At 39.2% G+C, this 15,990-nt stretch carries 17 protein-coding genes; 6 read left to right on the forward strand and 11 right to left on the reverse strand.

Annotation, left to right across the window (positions count from 1 at the left end; all coding sequences use genetic code 11):
• Positions 1–22: 22 nt before the first annotated feature.
• Positions 23–655: a putative Ig domain-containing protein gene (locus ACOB82_RS16630; RefSeq protein WP_448214134.1), complete on the reverse strand. Its 633-nt coding sequence runs from the start codon at positions 653–655 to the stop codon at positions 23–25.
• Between the two features lie 274 nt (positions 656–929).
• Between ACOB82_RS16630 and ACOB82_RS16635 the strand changes: the two genes are divergently transcribed.
• The gene (locus ACOB82_RS16635) at positions 930–1,280 is read left to right on the forward strand and encodes a hypothetical protein (RefSeq protein ID WP_448214115.1); all 351 of its coding nucleotides are present in this window, start codon (positions 930–932) and stop codon (positions 1,278–1,280) included.
• A 2-nt stretch (positions 1,281–1,282) separates the two neighbouring features.
• Here ACOB82_RS16635 and ACOB82_RS16640 read toward each other — a convergent pair whose 3' ends face one another.
• The 6 genes from ACOB82_RS16640 to ACOB82_RS16665 all read right to left on the reverse strand — a co-directional run bounded on the left by ACOB82_RS16640 (position 1,283) and on the right by ACOB82_RS16665 (position 8,468).
• Positions 1,283–3,850, reverse strand: coding sequence for a protein kinase domain-containing protein (locus tag ACOB82_RS16640; protein WP_448214116.1), 2,568 nt, complete (start codon positions 3,848–3,850; stop codon positions 1,283–1,285).
• Positions 3,843–4,859 (reverse strand): FHA domain-containing protein, encoded by a 1,017-nt coding sequence (locus ACOB82_RS16645; RefSeq protein WP_448214117.1) that lies wholly within the window; start codon positions 4,857–4,859, stop codon positions 3,843–3,845. Before ACOB82_RS16645 ends, ACOB82_RS16640 begins: the two co-directional genes overlap by 8 nt.
• Positions 4,860–5,175: 316 nt before the next feature.
• Positions 5,176–5,619: a hypothetical protein gene (locus ACOB82_RS16650; protein ID WP_448214118.1), complete on the reverse strand. Its 444-nt coding sequence runs from the start codon at positions 5,617–5,619 to the stop codon at positions 5,176–5,178.
• Positions 5,620–5,729: 110 nt separating this feature from the next.
• Positions 5,730–6,200, reverse strand: coding sequence for a hypothetical protein (locus ACOB82_RS16655; protein ID WP_448214119.1), 471 nt, complete (start codon positions 6,198–6,200; stop codon positions 5,730–5,732).
• A 26-nt stretch (positions 6,201–6,226) separates the two neighbouring features.
• Positions 6,227–6,736: an Lcl C-terminal domain-containing protein gene (locus ACOB82_RS16660; protein ID WP_448214120.1), complete on the reverse strand. Its 510-nt coding sequence runs from the start codon at positions 6,734–6,736 to the stop codon at positions 6,227–6,229.
• 16 nt (positions 6,737–6,752) lie between these two features.
• Complete coding sequence (locus ACOB82_RS16665) at positions 6,753–8,468, reverse strand: PKD domain-containing protein (protein WP_448214121.1); 1,716 nt, start codon at positions 8,466–8,468, stop codon at positions 6,753–6,755.
• 282 nt (positions 8,469–8,750) lie between these two features.
• Here ACOB82_RS16665 and ACOB82_RS16670 point away from each other — a divergent pair, with 282 nt between their 5' ends.
• Positions 8,751–8,996, forward strand: coding sequence for a helix-turn-helix domain-containing protein (locus ACOB82_RS16670; protein WP_448214122.1), 246 nt, complete (start codon positions 8,751–8,753; stop codon positions 8,994–8,996).
• A 21-nt stretch (positions 8,997–9,017) separates the two neighbouring features.
• Here ACOB82_RS16670 and ACOB82_RS16675 read toward each other — a convergent pair whose 3' ends face one another.
• Positions 9,018–9,254 carry a hypothetical protein gene (locus ACOB82_RS16675; RefSeq protein WP_448214124.1) on the reverse strand — a complete coding sequence of 79 codons (237 nt, stop codon included), beginning with the start codon at positions 9,252–9,254 and terminating at the stop codon, positions 9,018–9,020.
• Between the two features lie 907 nt (positions 9,255–10,161).
• On the opposite strand from ACOB82_RS16675, the gene ACOB82_RS16680 reads away from it, so the two are divergent.
• Entirely contained in the window at positions 10,162–10,575 is a 414-nt protein-coding gene (locus tag ACOB82_RS16680) for a hypothetical protein (RefSeq protein WP_448214125.1), read from the forward strand.
• Between the two features lie 2 nt (positions 10,576–10,577).
• Positions 10,578–11,639: a hypothetical protein gene (locus ACOB82_RS16685; protein ID WP_448214126.1), complete on the forward strand. Its 1,062-nt coding sequence runs from the start codon at positions 10,578–10,580 to the stop codon at positions 11,637–11,639.
• 435 nt (positions 11,640–12,074) lie between these two features.
• Here the strand turns inward: ACOB82_RS16685 and ACOB82_RS16690 are convergent, their stop codons facing one another.
• The gene (locus ACOB82_RS16690) at positions 12,075–12,419 is read right to left on the reverse strand and encodes a hypothetical protein (RefSeq protein ID WP_448214127.1); all 345 of its coding nucleotides are present in this window, start codon (positions 12,417–12,419) and stop codon (positions 12,075–12,077) included.
• Positions 12,420–12,496: 77 nt separating this feature from the next.
• Between ACOB82_RS16690 and ACOB82_RS16695 the strand changes: the two genes are divergently transcribed.
• Entirely contained in the window at positions 12,497–12,652 is a 156-nt protein-coding gene (locus tag ACOB82_RS16695; protein WP_448214128.1) for a hypothetical protein, read from the forward strand.
• 289 nt (positions 12,653–12,941) lie between these two features.
• Here the strand turns inward: ACOB82_RS16695 and ACOB82_RS16700 are convergent, their stop codons facing one another.
• Entirely contained in the window at positions 12,942–13,250 is a 309-nt protein-coding gene (locus ACOB82_RS16700) for a helix-turn-helix transcriptional regulator (RefSeq protein ID WP_448214129.1), read from the reverse strand.
• A gap of 227 nt (positions 13,251–13,477) precedes the next feature.
• Here ACOB82_RS16700 and ACOB82_RS16705 point away from each other — a divergent pair, with 227 nt between their 5' ends.
• On the forward strand, positions 13,478–13,705 hold the full coding sequence (locus tag ACOB82_RS16705) for an AbrB/MazE/SpoVT family DNA-binding domain-containing protein (protein WP_448214130.1): 228 nt from the start codon (positions 13,478–13,480) through the stop codon (positions 13,703–13,705).
• Positions 13,706–13,831: 126 nt separating this feature from the next.
• Here ACOB82_RS16705 and ACOB82_RS16710 read toward each other — a convergent pair whose 3' ends face one another.
• Positions 13,832–14,389 carry a hypothetical protein gene (locus ACOB82_RS16710; protein ID WP_448214132.1) on the reverse strand — a complete coding sequence of 186 codons (558 nt, stop codon included), beginning with the start codon at positions 14,387–14,389 and terminating at the stop codon, positions 13,832–13,834.
• Between the last annotated feature and the right edge of the window lie 1,601 nt (positions 14,390–15,990).

Below are 15,990 nucleotides of genomic sequence, written 5' to 3' on the forward strand. Positions count from 1 at the left end.
TCTAACGAAGTCTCTAGTTAAATCATACTGTTACAGTTTGATCTGCCAAACCAATTGAGCGTGGTGGTTGGTTCACGTCAATATGCACCTCAGTGCGTGCGGTGCGCCCCCATTCATCAGTAGCAATAATGGCAATGCGGTAATGGTTAGGGTAATTCAGGTGCCCTGATAACACGCCAGTTTGCGCATCAATACTCATTCCCTGCGGTAATGGTAAGTCAATATCACTGCCAGTTTGATCGGTTTTCACCAAGTAAGCTTGATAGGTCAAGCCATTAACCGAATTAAAGCCAGCAGAGGTATCTAGCTGAATAGGCTCGCCAGTTTTAACTTGTAACCCCGCTAGCGGCAATGCTTGTGGTGCTAACGAGCCGTCGGTTACAGATAAGACAAAGTCAACTTGCGTATGATTATTAGCTTGGTCGCGCACGCCAACGGTTACCGTATAGGCGCCTTGTTGTGCGGTTGTTGGGCTACCTGATAACTGACCGCTATTATTTAGTTTCAGCCAATCTGGGCCTGACAATAACGTGTATTTGATTTGGTCATTTTCGTTGTCATCAAATACTGGCAACTGATAACTGCTGTTTTCACCACCTTCAAAGGTAATTGGTGGGATCTCGCCTACCGGCGCCTCATTTGGCGCAATATAAATAGACTCGAAAACAGAAAAAACACATTACATACCATTACACACTTTATTATTAACCTAAGTCGTCTATTCCCCACTATGTTGAAAGTTTAAGTTAAAAATTTAGCGCTAGTTAACAGTGCACAGCTGACTTTTATCGCCCTACGTAACCCTGTGTCATGGTTTACAAGCATTGCTCCCCTTAAATTTAGCCTCTGAAAATCAATTGTTCTGTGCTGCCAAATCACTTGCTGTAAGCACCGAACGGTAGCCATCAACATACTTATGAGGCCCCAAAATGATGAAACGTTACAATAAAGTTGTATCTATATTCTTGATATTACTAACGACAACTCTGACTGTAAAAGCAAATGATTCAATAGAGATTTTGCTTACGCTTGCCGAGAGTGATCCTGTGCTATTAGAGCGTATGAATTACCTAGCCGTAAATGAGCCTAAAGTAAGTGCAGCCATATTAAACCTCGCCAATAACAATGTAGAGTTATTAACCCGTTTAATTGACTTAGCGGAAATAAACCCTTTGGCTTTGCAGCAAGTGATAACGATTGAGCAAACTCGTGAAGCACAAAGTGAGGAATTGCTTGTGGGGACTATGGGTGGTATTGAAAATGATGATATCATTTACTAAGGTCAACTTTTAAAGCAGCGCTTGGCGTTTCCTTTTTCAGACATAAGCTCTAAAAACTGTTTATTCTCACACAATTTATCAAACCAAGGAAGGTTAAACCATACCACTCCCATCCCGCTTTCCAAAGAAGCTTTAACACTATAAATTGCAGATACTTCCTCACCCAATATACTTGAGACAATAGCATATGAGTATGCTAGTTCCCCACTATAATTATTTAGTGATTTAGCATTTTCTAAAGCTTCTAGCGCTCTATGTTCTTCCCCTGTGTGAATATAGGCTTGCGCCAAATACATCCAGTTTTTTATCTTATTATTATCATCTGGTGCTACGATTACTTGCTGATAATAGTCAAGAGCTTTCTGTTTATGTCCTAAAAACATTTCAATATCAGCTAAATTTAAAAGTCTCACTTTGCTGGTTGGTGCTTTAGTTAAAGCTAATTCCGCATACTTTAAGGCTTTTTGATAAGAGCCATTAAGTGTATATGCCAAAGCTAAATTATTTAAATCTCGAATAGCATCAGACTCAATGACTAGCTGTTGATAAATATTAATAGCGTTCTCCAAGTCTCCATTCGCCATGCTCACCTGTGCATCTAAACGTTTAAATCTTATATTTTGAGGTAATATATTTCTCAGCTTAGATATTTGCTCACTCGCCAATTTAAAAGCACCTACCCTCAAATATGATACTGCTAAATTATATTGTAACGTTATGCTTGGCCTTAGCTTTAATGCTTCCTTATACTTCTCAATTGCTTGAGCATATTCAGATTGTTGAAAATAATAATAACCTTCAAGCTCAAGCACCGTAAAAGCATAAGCGCCTTGAGCTTTTACATCTTTCAACCTATGAGCCACTTCATCGAGTTTTTTTTGATAACTTGCCAGCCAAAATCGATCTATAGCGTGGTATTTTGAAGCCTTATAGACACTTGGTGCATTATCAAGTACGACTTCAAAACGCTCTAAAAAATTAGCATCTGATAAATTAACAAATAAATGAAGTGCGACCTCTCCATATAAAGGATATAACGCATAGAAATAAGGCGACTTTTGAATTAAGTGTTCAAGCGCTTGTAGGTTTTCATTAGTGAACTCTCCTTGTTCTCTTACCCGATAATACAAATCTATATACTGTTGATAATCTTCTTCTCTAACTGCGCGTTGTATTAACTGCCCGTCATTAATGTCATTATTCTCAGGAAAAATCATGGCAAATTGAGTTTGGCTGGTACTGAAAATATCATTGAACTTTTCAATGGGCATCACCCAATGTTGCTCTTTTTTTACTGTTAATTGTGTTGGGTGATTAGGGGTAGAGGCAAGACGACTAAATATTGCATTACAACGATTATTATTACAATCAAGCTCTGTTTTAATAACATCAGTAGCGCCAACAGCTTGTTTAAGTATATTTAATTCTTCCGCTCCGAATTGCTTAACTCTATTTATTTCCTTATGTGAAATTAAATACATACTGTTGGTATTAATTACCGATTGACGAAGCGCATCTTCGATTGTGTATAACACTTGCTCTTTTTGCATCACAGTGATGTGTTCTTCGTTTAACATTTCAGGTTTTAACACCAAAACATATTTCGTTTCAGGTTTTTTCAGGTAGTGCCAAGACACAGCACCAGCAACAATAGCAACTAATAAAGTAAAACCTGCCAATAGCTTTTTTGATAATTTAGTTGGTTTAGTAGCGATGCTCTGCTCAACTATTGGTACGGTTTGCTGAGCAATTAAATCAGAATGAATTAATGCCTTTTGAATATGCTTTAATCGATGTGCAATTTCTTTTGCCGAGATAATACGTTCAGTAGTTTTTTTACTGAGCATCAACAACATTAATTCAGCTAAATTTGATGGTATATCTTTTAAAAGTTGCTGAGGAGGAATGACTTCTTGGTTGCAAATTGCAGTAGCCAAATCACTTGTTGAGCCAGCACTAAAAGGATGGCTGCCAACAATCAATTCATAAGCAATAATGCCTAACGAAAAGATATCGGTACGATAATCGACGGGCTGGTGTGTTATCTGCTCAGGAGACATATAACTTAAACAACCAAACTGTACGCGATAGTTTTCTTGTTCAGACTCAGATGCAAGTTGAGCAATGCCAAAATCGGTTATTTTCAATTGACCTTGTTCATCTACCAAAATATTACTCGGTTTAAGATCGCAATGAATTACTTCGTTTTTATGTGCTGTAGCCAACCCTTCACTGAGCTGTATTAACAGTGTTAATTTTTGTTCTATAGTAAGAATTTTTTCGCGATAATATTGAGAAAGGCTTTTACCATTAAAATATTCCATCACTAATGAAAGCTGATGTTTTTCTTCAAATACATGATATATTTGAATAATATTATTATGATTAACTCGAGCGAGCATACGAGCTTCTTGTAACGAGCTTTCTGTGCTACTTGCTAGTCTATTACAAGTTAGAAGTTTAATTGCAACATGCCGATTGAGCTGATTATCTTTAGCTAAAAATACCTTGCCCATACCACCTTCGCCTAATAACTTCAGGCGAGTATATTTGTCTACATCACTACCCATTCGATACAGCTATAGATAAGTTTGCTTTACCTTGATTAACTTCCAAATTGCCGCCCTTATAGATCGAATAGAATATACCGGAGAATCGAATATTCTTCCCTTCACGTTCAATAAGATCTTCCGCTATGCAAGCCCCTTCTAATGTTTTAACAAACTGGGCTTTGGCTCGACAAATTAAAATATTTAAATGATTCATATCATAACCAAGGGTTTGAGTTAAAAGTTCGCGGGAAACCCAGCCCTGAGTCTGTTCGTTATAACCTTGCTTTGCATGCTGTGCTTTTATTCTTGCAAGGTGTAACGTTAGATAATGGTGGGTATTATCTGACAAGTAATACTCTTCATACGGAGTTTCTATATACAGCTTTGCATTTTCTTCGTCTTGGCTTAACTCAAAACGAAATTGAAGCTCAGAACGCTTTAATAAAGGTTTGGCAACTTTTACCGTCGTCTCTTCAGATTGAGCTAATCTTAGTTGCCATTTTTGTTGTGAAAATGTCACGTAATCTAAATGATTAACAGGGAATACTTGTCCAAATTCATCATCTAGATGCTCCTGATACCACTGTCCTTTGCTCGGCACATAAAATAATGAAAGTTCACCGTCATCTTGTGATGGCAATATATTATTCTCCGTCAAAACAATATGTGCACATTCATTAAATCTATTTTGCTCAGATAAAATAAGAATATTCTCTGGCGCGGCAAGATCTTTTACTTCATAGCCATGAGTATTTTGTTTAGCAAAAAATATTTTATCGCCCACACGAAGTTTGTATTGTTTGTTTTTCTCAAGCTTTGTTTGATTTAGCCATGTACCGTTTGTACTCAAATCTTTTATAAGCCATTCATCGTTTAACCACTCAATAATTGCATGTACTCTAGATATTTCAGAAGCTGAAATTTCAGTATCAACATTTAACATTAAACGACCAAAAACATGATGGTGATTCAAATAGCAAGCACTCTGATCGTTATTACTTTTATCAATTGGAATTAAAAAAGCCATAGAACGTTACCTAGTCGAACGGTTAACAATAATTTATAAAACAAGTTGTTTATAAAGAATTGAATAAATTACTTTTAATAGTCAACCATACATAATAACCAAATTTTTTGAGTACAGACATAAAAAACGAAGCTCTTAACATATTTACACGCTTTATTTAACACTGCATTAACTTTGAAGATAAAATAAAGCTACAAGAAGCAATAAGAACCAATGATGATAAGGGCTCAATAGCATTATTAATAATAACTTAAACGAGAAAATTTAAGTTATACCCTACGAACCATATGAGTAGCAAAAAGAAGAATTAAGTAATCTAAACCAAACCTTCATTCTCCAAAATCCATTTTTCTATATTTTTAGCTATTTCAGCCAAGGGCGTCTGTCTATCAAGTTCAATATCAAAAAATGACATTGCATCATCAATTTGTTTTTCCAGCGGATCTTGATAATTAGCTACTGCAATACCAAACGCTAATCCTCGATAATCATCTTCAGCGTTGTCATTCATCATCGTATTTCGTTGCAAAAGCCACTTAGTCGCCTCGTCAGTGCTCGCAAAACGTGGTTTTCGAATGATATGAAATGAATCTGGTACCTGTAACTGCCGGCCATCTTCATAATAAGCCACGATGTAACTCTCTATTTCAGGTAGGTAGGCTTCATCTGAGTAGATAGCATTAAGTGCGGCTAAAACGGTTGGAAAAGGAGCCTCAAAACGATTTCTAAAATCAAATGCACGATAACAATAAGGTTTCATCTCGCCCTCCCCTCAGTGATTCAAGTACTGACCAAAAGATACAATCAATTAGCGTATTGAACGGGCACCTAGTGGTATAGGTGCCTTATTTGGATAATGGATAGTGTGGGCTATAAATCCTTACCATCTACTACACATAATTTATCTTGAGTAAACGCTGCTTCAAACTCTTGCTGCGTTCTCAAAAATAGTTCGCTAACGTTAGGCACACCAAAGCGGATGCTGTGCTTTAACTCAATAAAGCTCACTGAGCCATTTGCAAAGGTAGCATCAAGCTCTTTTTCAATCGCAAACATACCAACACCATTTGGCTCGATGTTAAAAGTGCCGCCGTTGACCACATGACGCACAACACAATCAGGCATTGTGTCCAGTTCTTTTTCTCCAATATCAATAGTTGTTACCTGCGCTTTGTGATCAGACTCTTTAGTGCGATAAACATATAACACGGCCTGATTTTCCACCGGATTAAATGCCATCAATTCGTTATACGCCGCTGAATCTTTTTCCACACTTGGGATAGATGTACACGCAGATAACGCTACAACAGACATTATCGTTATTAACATTTTAGTTTTCATAAATTACCTATTATTAACTCTACAATTTAGTTTCTTACTAGCCTAACGAGCTTGGTGTTACTTTTTACTTCGGTTGAGGTGTTACCTGAGGCCATGGTTATTGCCCAAGCACCGTGGTTATTTTCTTTGGAATATAAGCTGGCAGACCAGTATTGCGGGTTTGAATTACTGGCTTGTGGGAAAATGTTGACATTAACCGCAGGCGCGTAGCAGGCAAATTCGATAATCGATTGCAGCTCTTTAATGTTAGGTAAACGCCAATTACTATGGCCCGCTAAATTGCTGTCTTGTGCATTGTCTAACGCTTGTTGCCAGTTATAGGTTTGTGCATTTCCGGTACACGAAGTGCCATCCCAGGTTTCACCTAAGGTACAACGCATCCACGTCAGTCCGGTTTTCCTATCGGTCACGGTACCATCAAGATTATCCACAAACTGACTTGTTGGCGCAGTTGCAGTGATGGCGTTATTACAGCTTTGTGCCGCTTGCGTTGAGAGCGTTGTGGCCACTAGGGCTAGACCAATTAACTTTTTCATGTTGTGTTTCCTTAAATTAATGACTGGCGACTAAGCGAACAAAGCGTGCTTTATACTTACCAGCGCCCGATGAGCTACTAACGCCTTCGGTAAAATCGATAAGCCATGCGTTATTACTTGAAAAGTAAGGGGTGGATGTCCAATAAAAACCCGATTGAGTTTGTGGAAAGTAACTTGTGTCAATCGCTGGCAGTCGGTGGCTAAAATCAAGCAGTGAATTGAGTTCGTGATGTGTGGGTAAGCGCCAAGTATTGATACCACATAATGCTTGTTGATTGACTTGCGCCGTAAATTTTTCAGTATCACAATCAGTGGTATTACTACAAAAGCCGCCATTTTCAGCCCCTGCATTACCGCCATCATTCGTGCCACTACTGTTAAACCACGAATAGGTATATTGCGTATCACGCATGGTCATGGCATTTGCTTCGTTTTTTACTTCCCAGATAAGGCCAGTGACATTATCAAGTACACACGACCATGCCGTTGCACTTTGTGGTAATGGCTCACCTTGCTCATCTAACTTAGTCAATGAGAAGCCGTGACGACCATCGGCGCTATCATTGGCAGTAATATCACGACCATAATCAGCGTCCTGTCCTTCTGGAATAATGTCAGTATCAACATCAATCGTATCGGCACAGTTTTCAGTATTACTATGATTGCCACTACCGTTATAAGCATAATCTGCACATAACGTTAGGCCAGTGTCGTTCATCGACTCGGTAATAACTGGCGCAATAGCGATACGCACTTGCTCGGTATCGGTTAGGCCGTGCTCATCGGTTACCAATAATTCTACAGTCACGGTTTCTGCTGCGGTGACGTCATTGGCCACAAAACTTGCTTGCGCGCTTTGGTTATCATTAATCGTTAACTTGACTTGCGTGTCATCAATCTGCGTCCATTGATAACGCAATGTATTTGATTCGGTATCAAAAGAGTTATCCCCATCAAGCACAACGTTATCGCCTGATGTCACAAATTGAGAGGCAACTTTACTCCCTTCTAACTCACCTATGACTGCGACCGGTGGGTAATTCGGGTTAATCGTCACAGTGACTTCATCAGTTGATACGCCACCCTCATTATCTGTGACCGTAATCATAAAAGTGACATTTTCAATGCCGGTAATATCTGGACTGATAAACTCGGCATTCGCTTGATGTTCATTGATGAGCGTCACCGCCATGCCTTGCGTTTGCCCCCACTGATAACTTGTGATTTCACCATCAGTGTCTGTTGCTAGCGCACTTAATTCGACTTCGATTTGCTCATAAACAGTGACATCATCCATCGCGGTGACCGTTGGTAATGCATTAACAGGTAAAATGGTGACACTAAGCGAGTCACTTGCCGTAGCACCGTCATTGTCGGTAGCCGACAATGAAAAAGTTAACACCGTTTGTTCGGTCACTGTCGGCGCGATAAAGCTTGCGTTTAAGCTATCACTATTTTCTAGGGGTACCTGTACGCCACTGGTCTGTGTCCACAGCGTACTTTCAATGGTGCCATCACTATCATTTGCCGTGGCGGAGAGAGCGACGATTTGTTGCTCATCAACAGAGAGGTCGTTTCCTACTGATACGACAGGGGCTTGATTGACTGGTGGCGGCACGGGTGCTTTGTCATCACCACCAGTGCTATCACTACCGCCACCACAAGCAGCCAGTTGTAAGATGACAACAGCAGAGGCTACAGCTTTAACGCCGCTACATTGGGTAAACTTCATACGTACAGGTTCCTTTTAGTTAACAATAAAAAATCCCTGACGACGCAAATGAGGATTAAAAAACTGCAGCTAATAAAAGGAAGTGCTCAATTATCTGCAATCCCTCAACCTGTCTTCACGTGCGGTCAGAGACTTTGCGCGTAAGGATTTCTCACTTACTTGCCCTTTCAAATTGAATTGATAAATGTATAGATTTCATTCAAACATGCGCAAGTGTACTCATTTTGAGTACAAAGAGTCAACTGCCCTATCGTTACGCCATCTTTACTACGATGCAAAACGATGAAAAAAACCATATTCAGTGCTGAGAACACCAAACTTGTCGAGTGGCTAAAAGCACAACGAGAGGCCGCGGGCCTGTCAATGCGAGACTTAGGTAAAATATTAGGCTCGTCTCATTCCCTGGTTGAAAGAGTAGAGCTTCAAGAAAGGCGATTAGATGTGTGTGAGTACATCATCTATTGCGAGGCATTAAATATCGACCCTATCGAAGGGATTAAACTTATCCAAAGCATTAAGAAGAAGTAGTAACGTTGTAATTGAAGGCGCTTAACTGCTGTTTTCATTGATTAATTGATGTTTAAGTGTGTTAAAACAACGCTGACAATCTGACAGCTCAGCGTTGAGCTGTCTTACTAACCGCTCTGCACCGACAGTATCAATGTCATTTTCTGACAATGAACATAAAGCCAATAACGCATTCATGACAAACGCTTGTTTTGACATCGCACAATCAAATTTATCTTCTATTCGGGCGAGCTCTTTGATGAGCTGTTGCTTATCCATCTAACGACTTACCTGGAAGTGTTGGGCTTTCGCCTCATTTATTTATTTCAATACGTAGTATTAAATTATCATGGTTTTAAAGGCGCGCCATTTCACAAATATCACCTCTGGGTTACACCACCGGAATTCCCCGTCTCCCCATATAGTTAGCTTGCTAGCGCTAAGTTGCAGATAAATTTCTCACGCAAACCTTATGTCTCAAGCAAAAATTTTTTAACATAAAAAACGTTGACCGCTGGCGAACAGGAAAATAGAATGAAAGTGAAAATTGCATTGAGTATCACATCGGTACTTACCATTATTTGGTACCTTCCCATAGGTAGTGCATTTCCCTCTTCGGATATCGATTCCGCAATGAAGCTGCGCGAGGGTAACTTTCCCTCTCAAAAGCGCAAATGTGTACGTTTTGATAAGAAACACGGAGCACATTAGGGCTGGGGAACAATTAACGGAATAAGGCAAAAGCCCATCTTATGCGGCGAAAGCCAAACTTAAGGCCTACGAGAGCTCACCTAAAGTAGGCAAACAAAAAATGCTGAAAAACAGCTTAATTTTAGATGCATAAGAAATAATTGATTTTTTCTTTGCCGGTTAGTGCTGTAACATTATTAGGTTAAGTAATAAGGGTGGCTGGCCCTCTGAACGACCGAATTAGATGGCAACTTGTTTAAAAGATTATTTTAGCCAGAAATAATCTTATGGTTGACCAATGGTAAATTGACAGATTAAGTGCTGACGAGCCATGTTGTCGCTGCTGTAGCGGGTAGAAATCTTAAAAATCCAGCCATTTTCGAAAAAATATAGGCAATTCCCACCGATTATCTCGTGTTCGGCCAATAATCCGCAGCAGTCAACATGACTTGCTGGGGTAAAATTTCTTCGTTTGTAACCAATGAGAAACGAAGAAATGAAGCAACTTGAACACCACGAAAACTTTATTAAAGCATCTCTGCTCGCAGGCCTTAGTGTCGCGAGTATTGCTAAGATACTGAATAAATCCAAACACCAAGCGACATATTACGAGGTTAATAAGTTTATTAACGCACAACGAGCAATCTGGGCGAGCGACTTGTTAAATTCACCTGTTGAGCAATACATAATTACGCAAGCCCTTGAGAACAAGCAAATCAAACGAAAACCTAGCCCATCTCGTAGCCCTATTCCGAGTTTTTTAGTGGCTAGAGCTTTAAATATTGTTCAAAAAAATGGCGTTGTTAGCCAAAGTCTTACAGGTGTAAACAAATTACTCGAGCGTGAAGGACACGAACCGATCAACTATGAGCAACTTTGCCGTGTTGTCAGAAGGTGGCGAGGTTGCTAGACATGAATGCAAACCCAAAAAACAACGTAAATCTAAATCTTGAATATACTTCCCTACGCGCCGACATTAATCGAGCATTCGGCAAAATGCATAAATCAGGGGTCATTAGCTCTATAAGAACAGCGCAAAATAAAGCGCAGGCGATATACCAATGGGGTGTTTTTATAATCGAGAATAAATTTCTACTTGATGGCGTCGACGACCACTTTGTCTCCATCAACTACCTTATTAACTATATTGATCGGGAAATGGGCATTCTCTACCTCAATCAACTTGCTCTTGATAAGAAATCGACGTCTACACTTAATATCCATCGCAATGCAATTAATACCTGGCTGAGTCACTGCCTTTATTTAATCAAGAACGGCAAATCCAAAGTTCACAAGAATAAACGAAAACATTTAAATAAAATCGCCTCAAGGTATCTGCCAATTGCACCTAATGAAGTATCCATTAGACGCCCAGCATCCTCAATGTCAAGAACTTACACCGTTGAACAAGTTAAGTTATTAATGAGCAATATAAGTGAGCGTAATAAGCTTTCGATTGAACTTTGCTTACATTGCAATTTGCGCGTTCACGAACTGTTTACGTTACTTCCGCTAGAAGAGCGCGCACCAACAGACGTTGAATTAACGGGCTCAAAGCTAAAAGCCCAACACTTGAAATTTTTTTGTGGTCTAACGGGCAAACGCAAACTCGGTGTTGTTTATACAGTGATAGGAAAAGGCGGTTTAATTCGAGAAGTGCTTATCCCTTATTTTCTTCATGAAAAGCTCATCTTGCGGCGCAGAAAAAAAGCAAAACGTATTGTTGATAGAGGCTGTAACTTCTACAAAAGTCATTATGACATTAATGGTGGTAATGCATTATCAGCGTGCTTTACTCGAGCAAGCCAAAATAACCTCGGCTGGAGTACCGGCATTCACAGCCTTCGTCACGATTACGCAAAAACTCGCCTGAAGGAGTTATTTGGCTATTTTAACGATTTTGAGTTAGCGCGGTTAATCGTGTCGCAAGAATTGGGACATTATCGTCCTCAAGTCACCAATACCTACCTGTAACATCAATGACAAATGCTTGGTTTAAGAGCTCTACCGGTAAACTTTAGAGCTCTTTTTTTTGCACTTTTAAATGACAACGTATTTATTATCAGCTCCTCAGGACGCCCTCAGGCGTCTTAACATCATCAATAACGCATTAGTAAACTTAAGTTAATGCTCGTCATGACGCCTAGAGGCGCCCAGCAAATGATTTCGCCTGTATATTTAACCCTTTAAGACGCCCGCAGGCGTCTTAACATCATCAATAATGCATTAGTAAACTTAAGTTGATTCCAGTTATGACGCCTAGAGGCGTCATACAAGGCATTTAATTAACGTTAAACCAAGCAAAATGACATGAAAAATTCCACAAGACGCTTACAAGGCGCCAAACGGACACTAACAATTACTATAAACCCCTAACCTAAAACATCATAACTTAACCATTTGACGTTCTTAGCTATTTAAGTATGCTTTTGCTTGTTCTATTTGACCAAAAATGCGCTCAATGTTCGCTTGAATTAACTGCTTACGAACCTCACTGATATCTGTACACTCAAGCAATTCAAGCCATGTCTTTATTAACGCTTTGGGTGGTAATTCTGCATGCATGGAGCACCGTCCCTGATTTACACATGAATTATCAGCATAGTAAACAAACAACAATGTTGTCGAAACCATGAGCAGAAAATGCATTTGCGCTCGGTCAACGATATGCGCTTCAAGGTGTGTATACTCTATTGCACCAACACCGGAAACACGTGCTAGTGAAATCAATACAAAGCGAATTAAAACAACCATCACCGCGTTAATTGTGGCGAATATGCCACAATTAACATACGCTATTAAACATCCTTTTTACTTAGCAAATTATCTCAATGGTCATCGCGTCAATTGAAACTAACCAAGATTATAAAAATGCACTTAAACGGGTTGATGAGCTTTGGGCGTCTAAGCCTAATACCCCTGAAGGCAATGAGCTAGATGCACTGGTTACTATAATTGAAGAATACGAAATGGGGATCGTGCAATAGCCACCGGTAAACCGACCTACTCATACACTTTTACCTATCTATGCATTAATCATACACTAGATTTAAGCCCCGCCGCATCGTTAAGGGCGCTAGACATGCTAAGTTATAGTGCGTAAACTGATTAAAGATGACAATTAATCATACAATATTTAAAGGCAATATTATGGTAGGCCCAAAACTCGATTAATAGTATTCTCAATGAAAATAAAGTGAATACAGTGGACACAAACGGGAATTAATTTTAGTGTCTACAAAAGACAGCTTTGTGCCTGTATTCTTGACTGGCAAGTTAATCGCATTCACTTTGTGATGAGATGATATATAAATCGTAATGACGTTGATAAGTTATCCATACGTCAGCACCTATACCAGAGTATAACGCTATTCGCTCAGCTAGATTGTCATCCAAGTCAAGTCGGCAATTGATAAAGCCATCAAACTCCTGCACAGATAACCCTATCCGACGGGCTATTTCTTCTGTACTTACAATCTCACCAGATAAACACCGACGTTTAAAAACCGAACCAGGGTGAGGCCGAAATAGCGCATTATCTCTATTTGCCTCGTCAGATTTGGCAACAAAACTTGGTTCCATCATACCTTTTCCAATACCTATTCTCAAAACTCACACCTATAAATTATAACGTTAAATGCCACCACGAACGGTTAACTATCCAATCTATTTACCAAGCCAGCAACACCGATCGCTTTATTATGCCTTTGGTGGAAATTGAGATTACAGGCGGTAATACTATGTTTGCAATATCGTGCGTTAAGTGAATCTGTGTATAATTTAAGTAACATTAACCGCTAAGGTGATTCCCCATGATTGTGACAATTGGTAAAAATGGCGCTATACCGCTACCTGACGAACTAAGCGAAGAGAGTAAACTAGACATCGGTGATATTTTGCTATGCACCGTCATGAAAGATAAACGTTCAATTAAACTTGAAAAGTATGATGACCAAACGTTAAGTGATGAACAAATACAAGCGCATGGTTTATTGACTCGTGTTGAGGCGCTCAATCCAAAAGAGTTTGATAACCTTTAAAGCATTTATTATTCACTATGCCCTTCTACAATTCCTGCCGAAAAGTGCCAAACTCGGACGGTGGTAACGCTTCAATAAAGGGCGCACTGAAAGCGCGTCAAGCCGAATGCGACTTTGATTGACTTGTTAGAGATCATTTTCTCCAACCTGAGATACTATTTCTTGAGGCATATTGCGAGGATTTATTATTGCCCCAAGTTTTTCTCTTAAAATAGCAACTAAGGCCCATACTTTTAAGCGCATATTTGTGATTACATCTATGAAAGGAAGATATTCTTTGCTTCCCATATTTATAGATTGACCTCCGAGCTTTTCGGCTTCAGTGCAAGTTTCAGCTAGCACATGTAAAATTTCTTGGATAATAACCTCGCAGGAAGGATTTGCCCAAACTCCTTTAATTTGATCTCTTATAGAATTTCTGGCTTCGTATAAGCTCTGCATTGCATAATGTGGCATTTCATCTTCGCCGCAGGCATAAAATAACCTACGAGTATCAATATCTGTAACTATCCCATGAACTCGATTGAGATCAGAATCTTGAAGTTTTATGCCACCAAAGGAAAAATTTCCATTAGCCGCTGCTTGCCGGAAGCTAGCGACAAAGTTTTTAATAAATCCAGATGAGCGATTTAGTAATTGTTCTTCCGACACATTGCCGTCAGCGTGAAAATTTTTAATGCTCACGTACTCTCCTGATGATCTCTAACTTGTTTATAGCGAGCTAATCGCGCGTTTTTCTACCACACTATCGCTCACATTTGTGATTTATCTACTTCTATCAAAATCACTAACTAATTGCTAGTTAAAAGAAAATTAGATTGAAACGCAATTTGAGGTCGGACAAAAGCGAGCGATTTGGTCGTTTTCCTGACTATGCAAACAATTTGATTTGTACTGAGACAGATAACAGAGATTTGTTAAGGCAAACGTCCGCTTCGGAGCTTTACCAATAAATATAAAGAACAACACCAACGACCGCAGTTCGCTCTCAACCGAACTTCGCAAAAGTGCCAATGCCGACGTCTGGCACTTCCGTTTCCATTGACCTTAAGAACGCGAACAACTCATTAAGAGCTACATAGTTTTCTCAAATGAAGAAGCATAATTTTTTATATTTTCATATCTCATTTTCGAGTTAAAAAACGACTTATTGTGTAGCCGACATTCACCTTACATCAGCTCAAATAGGTGTATTAGCAAAAAATTTTTTTAATTTTTATTTGTACAACTTCACATACAACGCGCGTAATAAAATCGATAATTGTGCTGCAAAAACTTCAAAAAATCTCATTTGTACAACTTCACATACAACGCGCGTAATAAAATTAAATTTTATCAATATATGTGGTTGGGCCAACCACATACAAGCATGTAATATGTGGGAGCACACAAATCAAAAATGTTGATTAATTGAGGCAACATGGCTTAACGCCCCATTAAAAACACCAAAATTACTGCCCACTCTCCCTCTAAAATCAAACAGAAAAATCCGTATTGCTGACTTAACATTTACTCGCAAAGAAATGCCGATTAACGACTAAGTTGCCCAGATGAAAGCTTAAGTTAAATTAGCATTCTTTAATCATCTCAGAAGCAACCCAATGATAAACTCCTTTTGCTATTTCGAAGTCTCTTTTACGAACATTGATGTCTTTAAGTGGCTTTTGCTTGCCACTTTTTCAACGATTGTGCGGGTAGGTTAAATTATGCTTACCATTAGTCTTTTAGTATTACTTATCTTGTTAATTGGGCTTGTCATTGCGAACAGGAGGTTTAAACGAATTAAAGGGAGGGTTTCTATGCACGAATTAGATTTGAGCGTCCTCCTGTTTTGTTTAAGCGTCTTAAGCACCCTATCGGCGTGTTACCTGTTGCTTAACACGTTATGGTCGCTCTATGGCGTAAAAATAACCTTTGATTCCATAAACAACCAAAAGCTTGTGCCCTTTTTCTTAAGTTATGCAACGCATCTTTCAGTCACAGTTTGGCTACTTGTTGGGAAGCGACACAATCAAGCGCGCATCAATACGCTGAATAAATACTTAATTCTTTTTACTATTAGTTATTTGTCGATAGCGGCGTGCTGGTTAGGGCTGCTGGTTAAGTAGCGCCACGATGTTGGCCTTGAACATTGGTGACAAAAAAGCCCTCATTAAGAGGTAATACCGATCAGTTAGGCATTTATTTACAGATCAATTGAACGATCTTCTGAGTATGTAAAAATCCGATAAACATTGTTTATCGGATTTTTTATGCTCGTTTCTCAAGCCCTAGATGTCATTAAT

The organism is Colwellia sp. MEBiC06753 (assembly GCF_053470325.1).

Bases quoted from the DNA above. Each gene is read 5' to 3' on its own strand.
- ACOB82_RS16690 (WP_448214127.1), bottom strand. From the start codon at position 12,419: ATGGTTGTTTTAATTCGCTTTGTATTGATTTCACTAGCACGTGTTTCC.
- ACOB82_RS16705 (WP_448214130.1), top strand. From the start codon at position 13,478: ATGATTGTGACAATTGGTAAAAATGGCGCTATACCGCTACCTGACGAA.
- ACOB82_RS16675 (WP_448214124.1), bottom strand. From the start codon at position 9,254: ATGGATAAGCAACAGCTCATCAAAGAGCTCGCCCGAATAGAAGATAAA.
- ACOB82_RS16700 (WP_448214129.1), bottom strand. From the start codon at position 13,250: ATGATGGAACCAAGTTTTGTTGCCAAATCTGACGAGGCAAATAGAGAT.
- ACOB82_RS16685 (WP_448214126.1), top strand. From the start codon at position 10,578: ATGAATGCAAACCCAAAAAACAACGTAAATCTAAATCTTGAATATACT.
- ACOB82_RS16680 (WP_448214125.1), top strand. From the start codon at position 10,162: ATGAAGCAACTTGAACACCACGAAAACTTTATTAAAGCATCTCTGCTC.
- ACOB82_RS16695 (WP_448214128.1), top strand. From the start codon at position 12,497: ATGGTCATCGCGTCAATTGAAACTAACCAAGATTATAAAAATGCACTT.
- ACOB82_RS16650 (WP_448214118.1), bottom strand. From the start codon at position 5,619: ATGAAACCTTATTGTTATCGTGCATTTGATTTTAGAAATCGTTTTGAG.
- ACOB82_RS16670 (WP_448214122.1), top strand. From the start codon at position 8,751: ATGAAAAAAACCATATTCAGTGCTGAGAACACCAAACTTGTCGAGTGG.
- ACOB82_RS16665 (WP_448214121.1), bottom strand. From the start codon at position 8,468: ATGAAGTTTACCCAATGTAGCGGCGTTAAAGCTGTAGCCTCTGCTGTT.
- ACOB82_RS16635 (WP_448214115.1), top strand. From the start codon at position 930: ATGATGAAACGTTACAATAAAGTTGTATCTATATTCTTGATATTACTA.
- ACOB82_RS16640 (WP_448214116.1), bottom strand. From the start codon at position 3,850: ATGGGTAGTGATGTAGACAAATATACTCGCCTGAAGTTATTAGGCGAA.
- ACOB82_RS16645 (WP_448214117.1), bottom strand. From the start codon at position 4,859: ATGGCTTTTTTAATTCCAATTGATAAAAGTAATAACGATCAGAGTGCT.
- ACOB82_RS16655 (WP_448214119.1), bottom strand. From the start codon at position 6,200: ATGAAAACTAAAATGTTAATAACGATAATGTCTGTTGTAGCGTTATCT.
- ACOB82_RS16660 (WP_448214120.1), bottom strand. From the start codon at position 6,736: ATGAAAAAGTTAATTGGTCTAGCCCTAGTGGCCACAACGCTCTCAACG.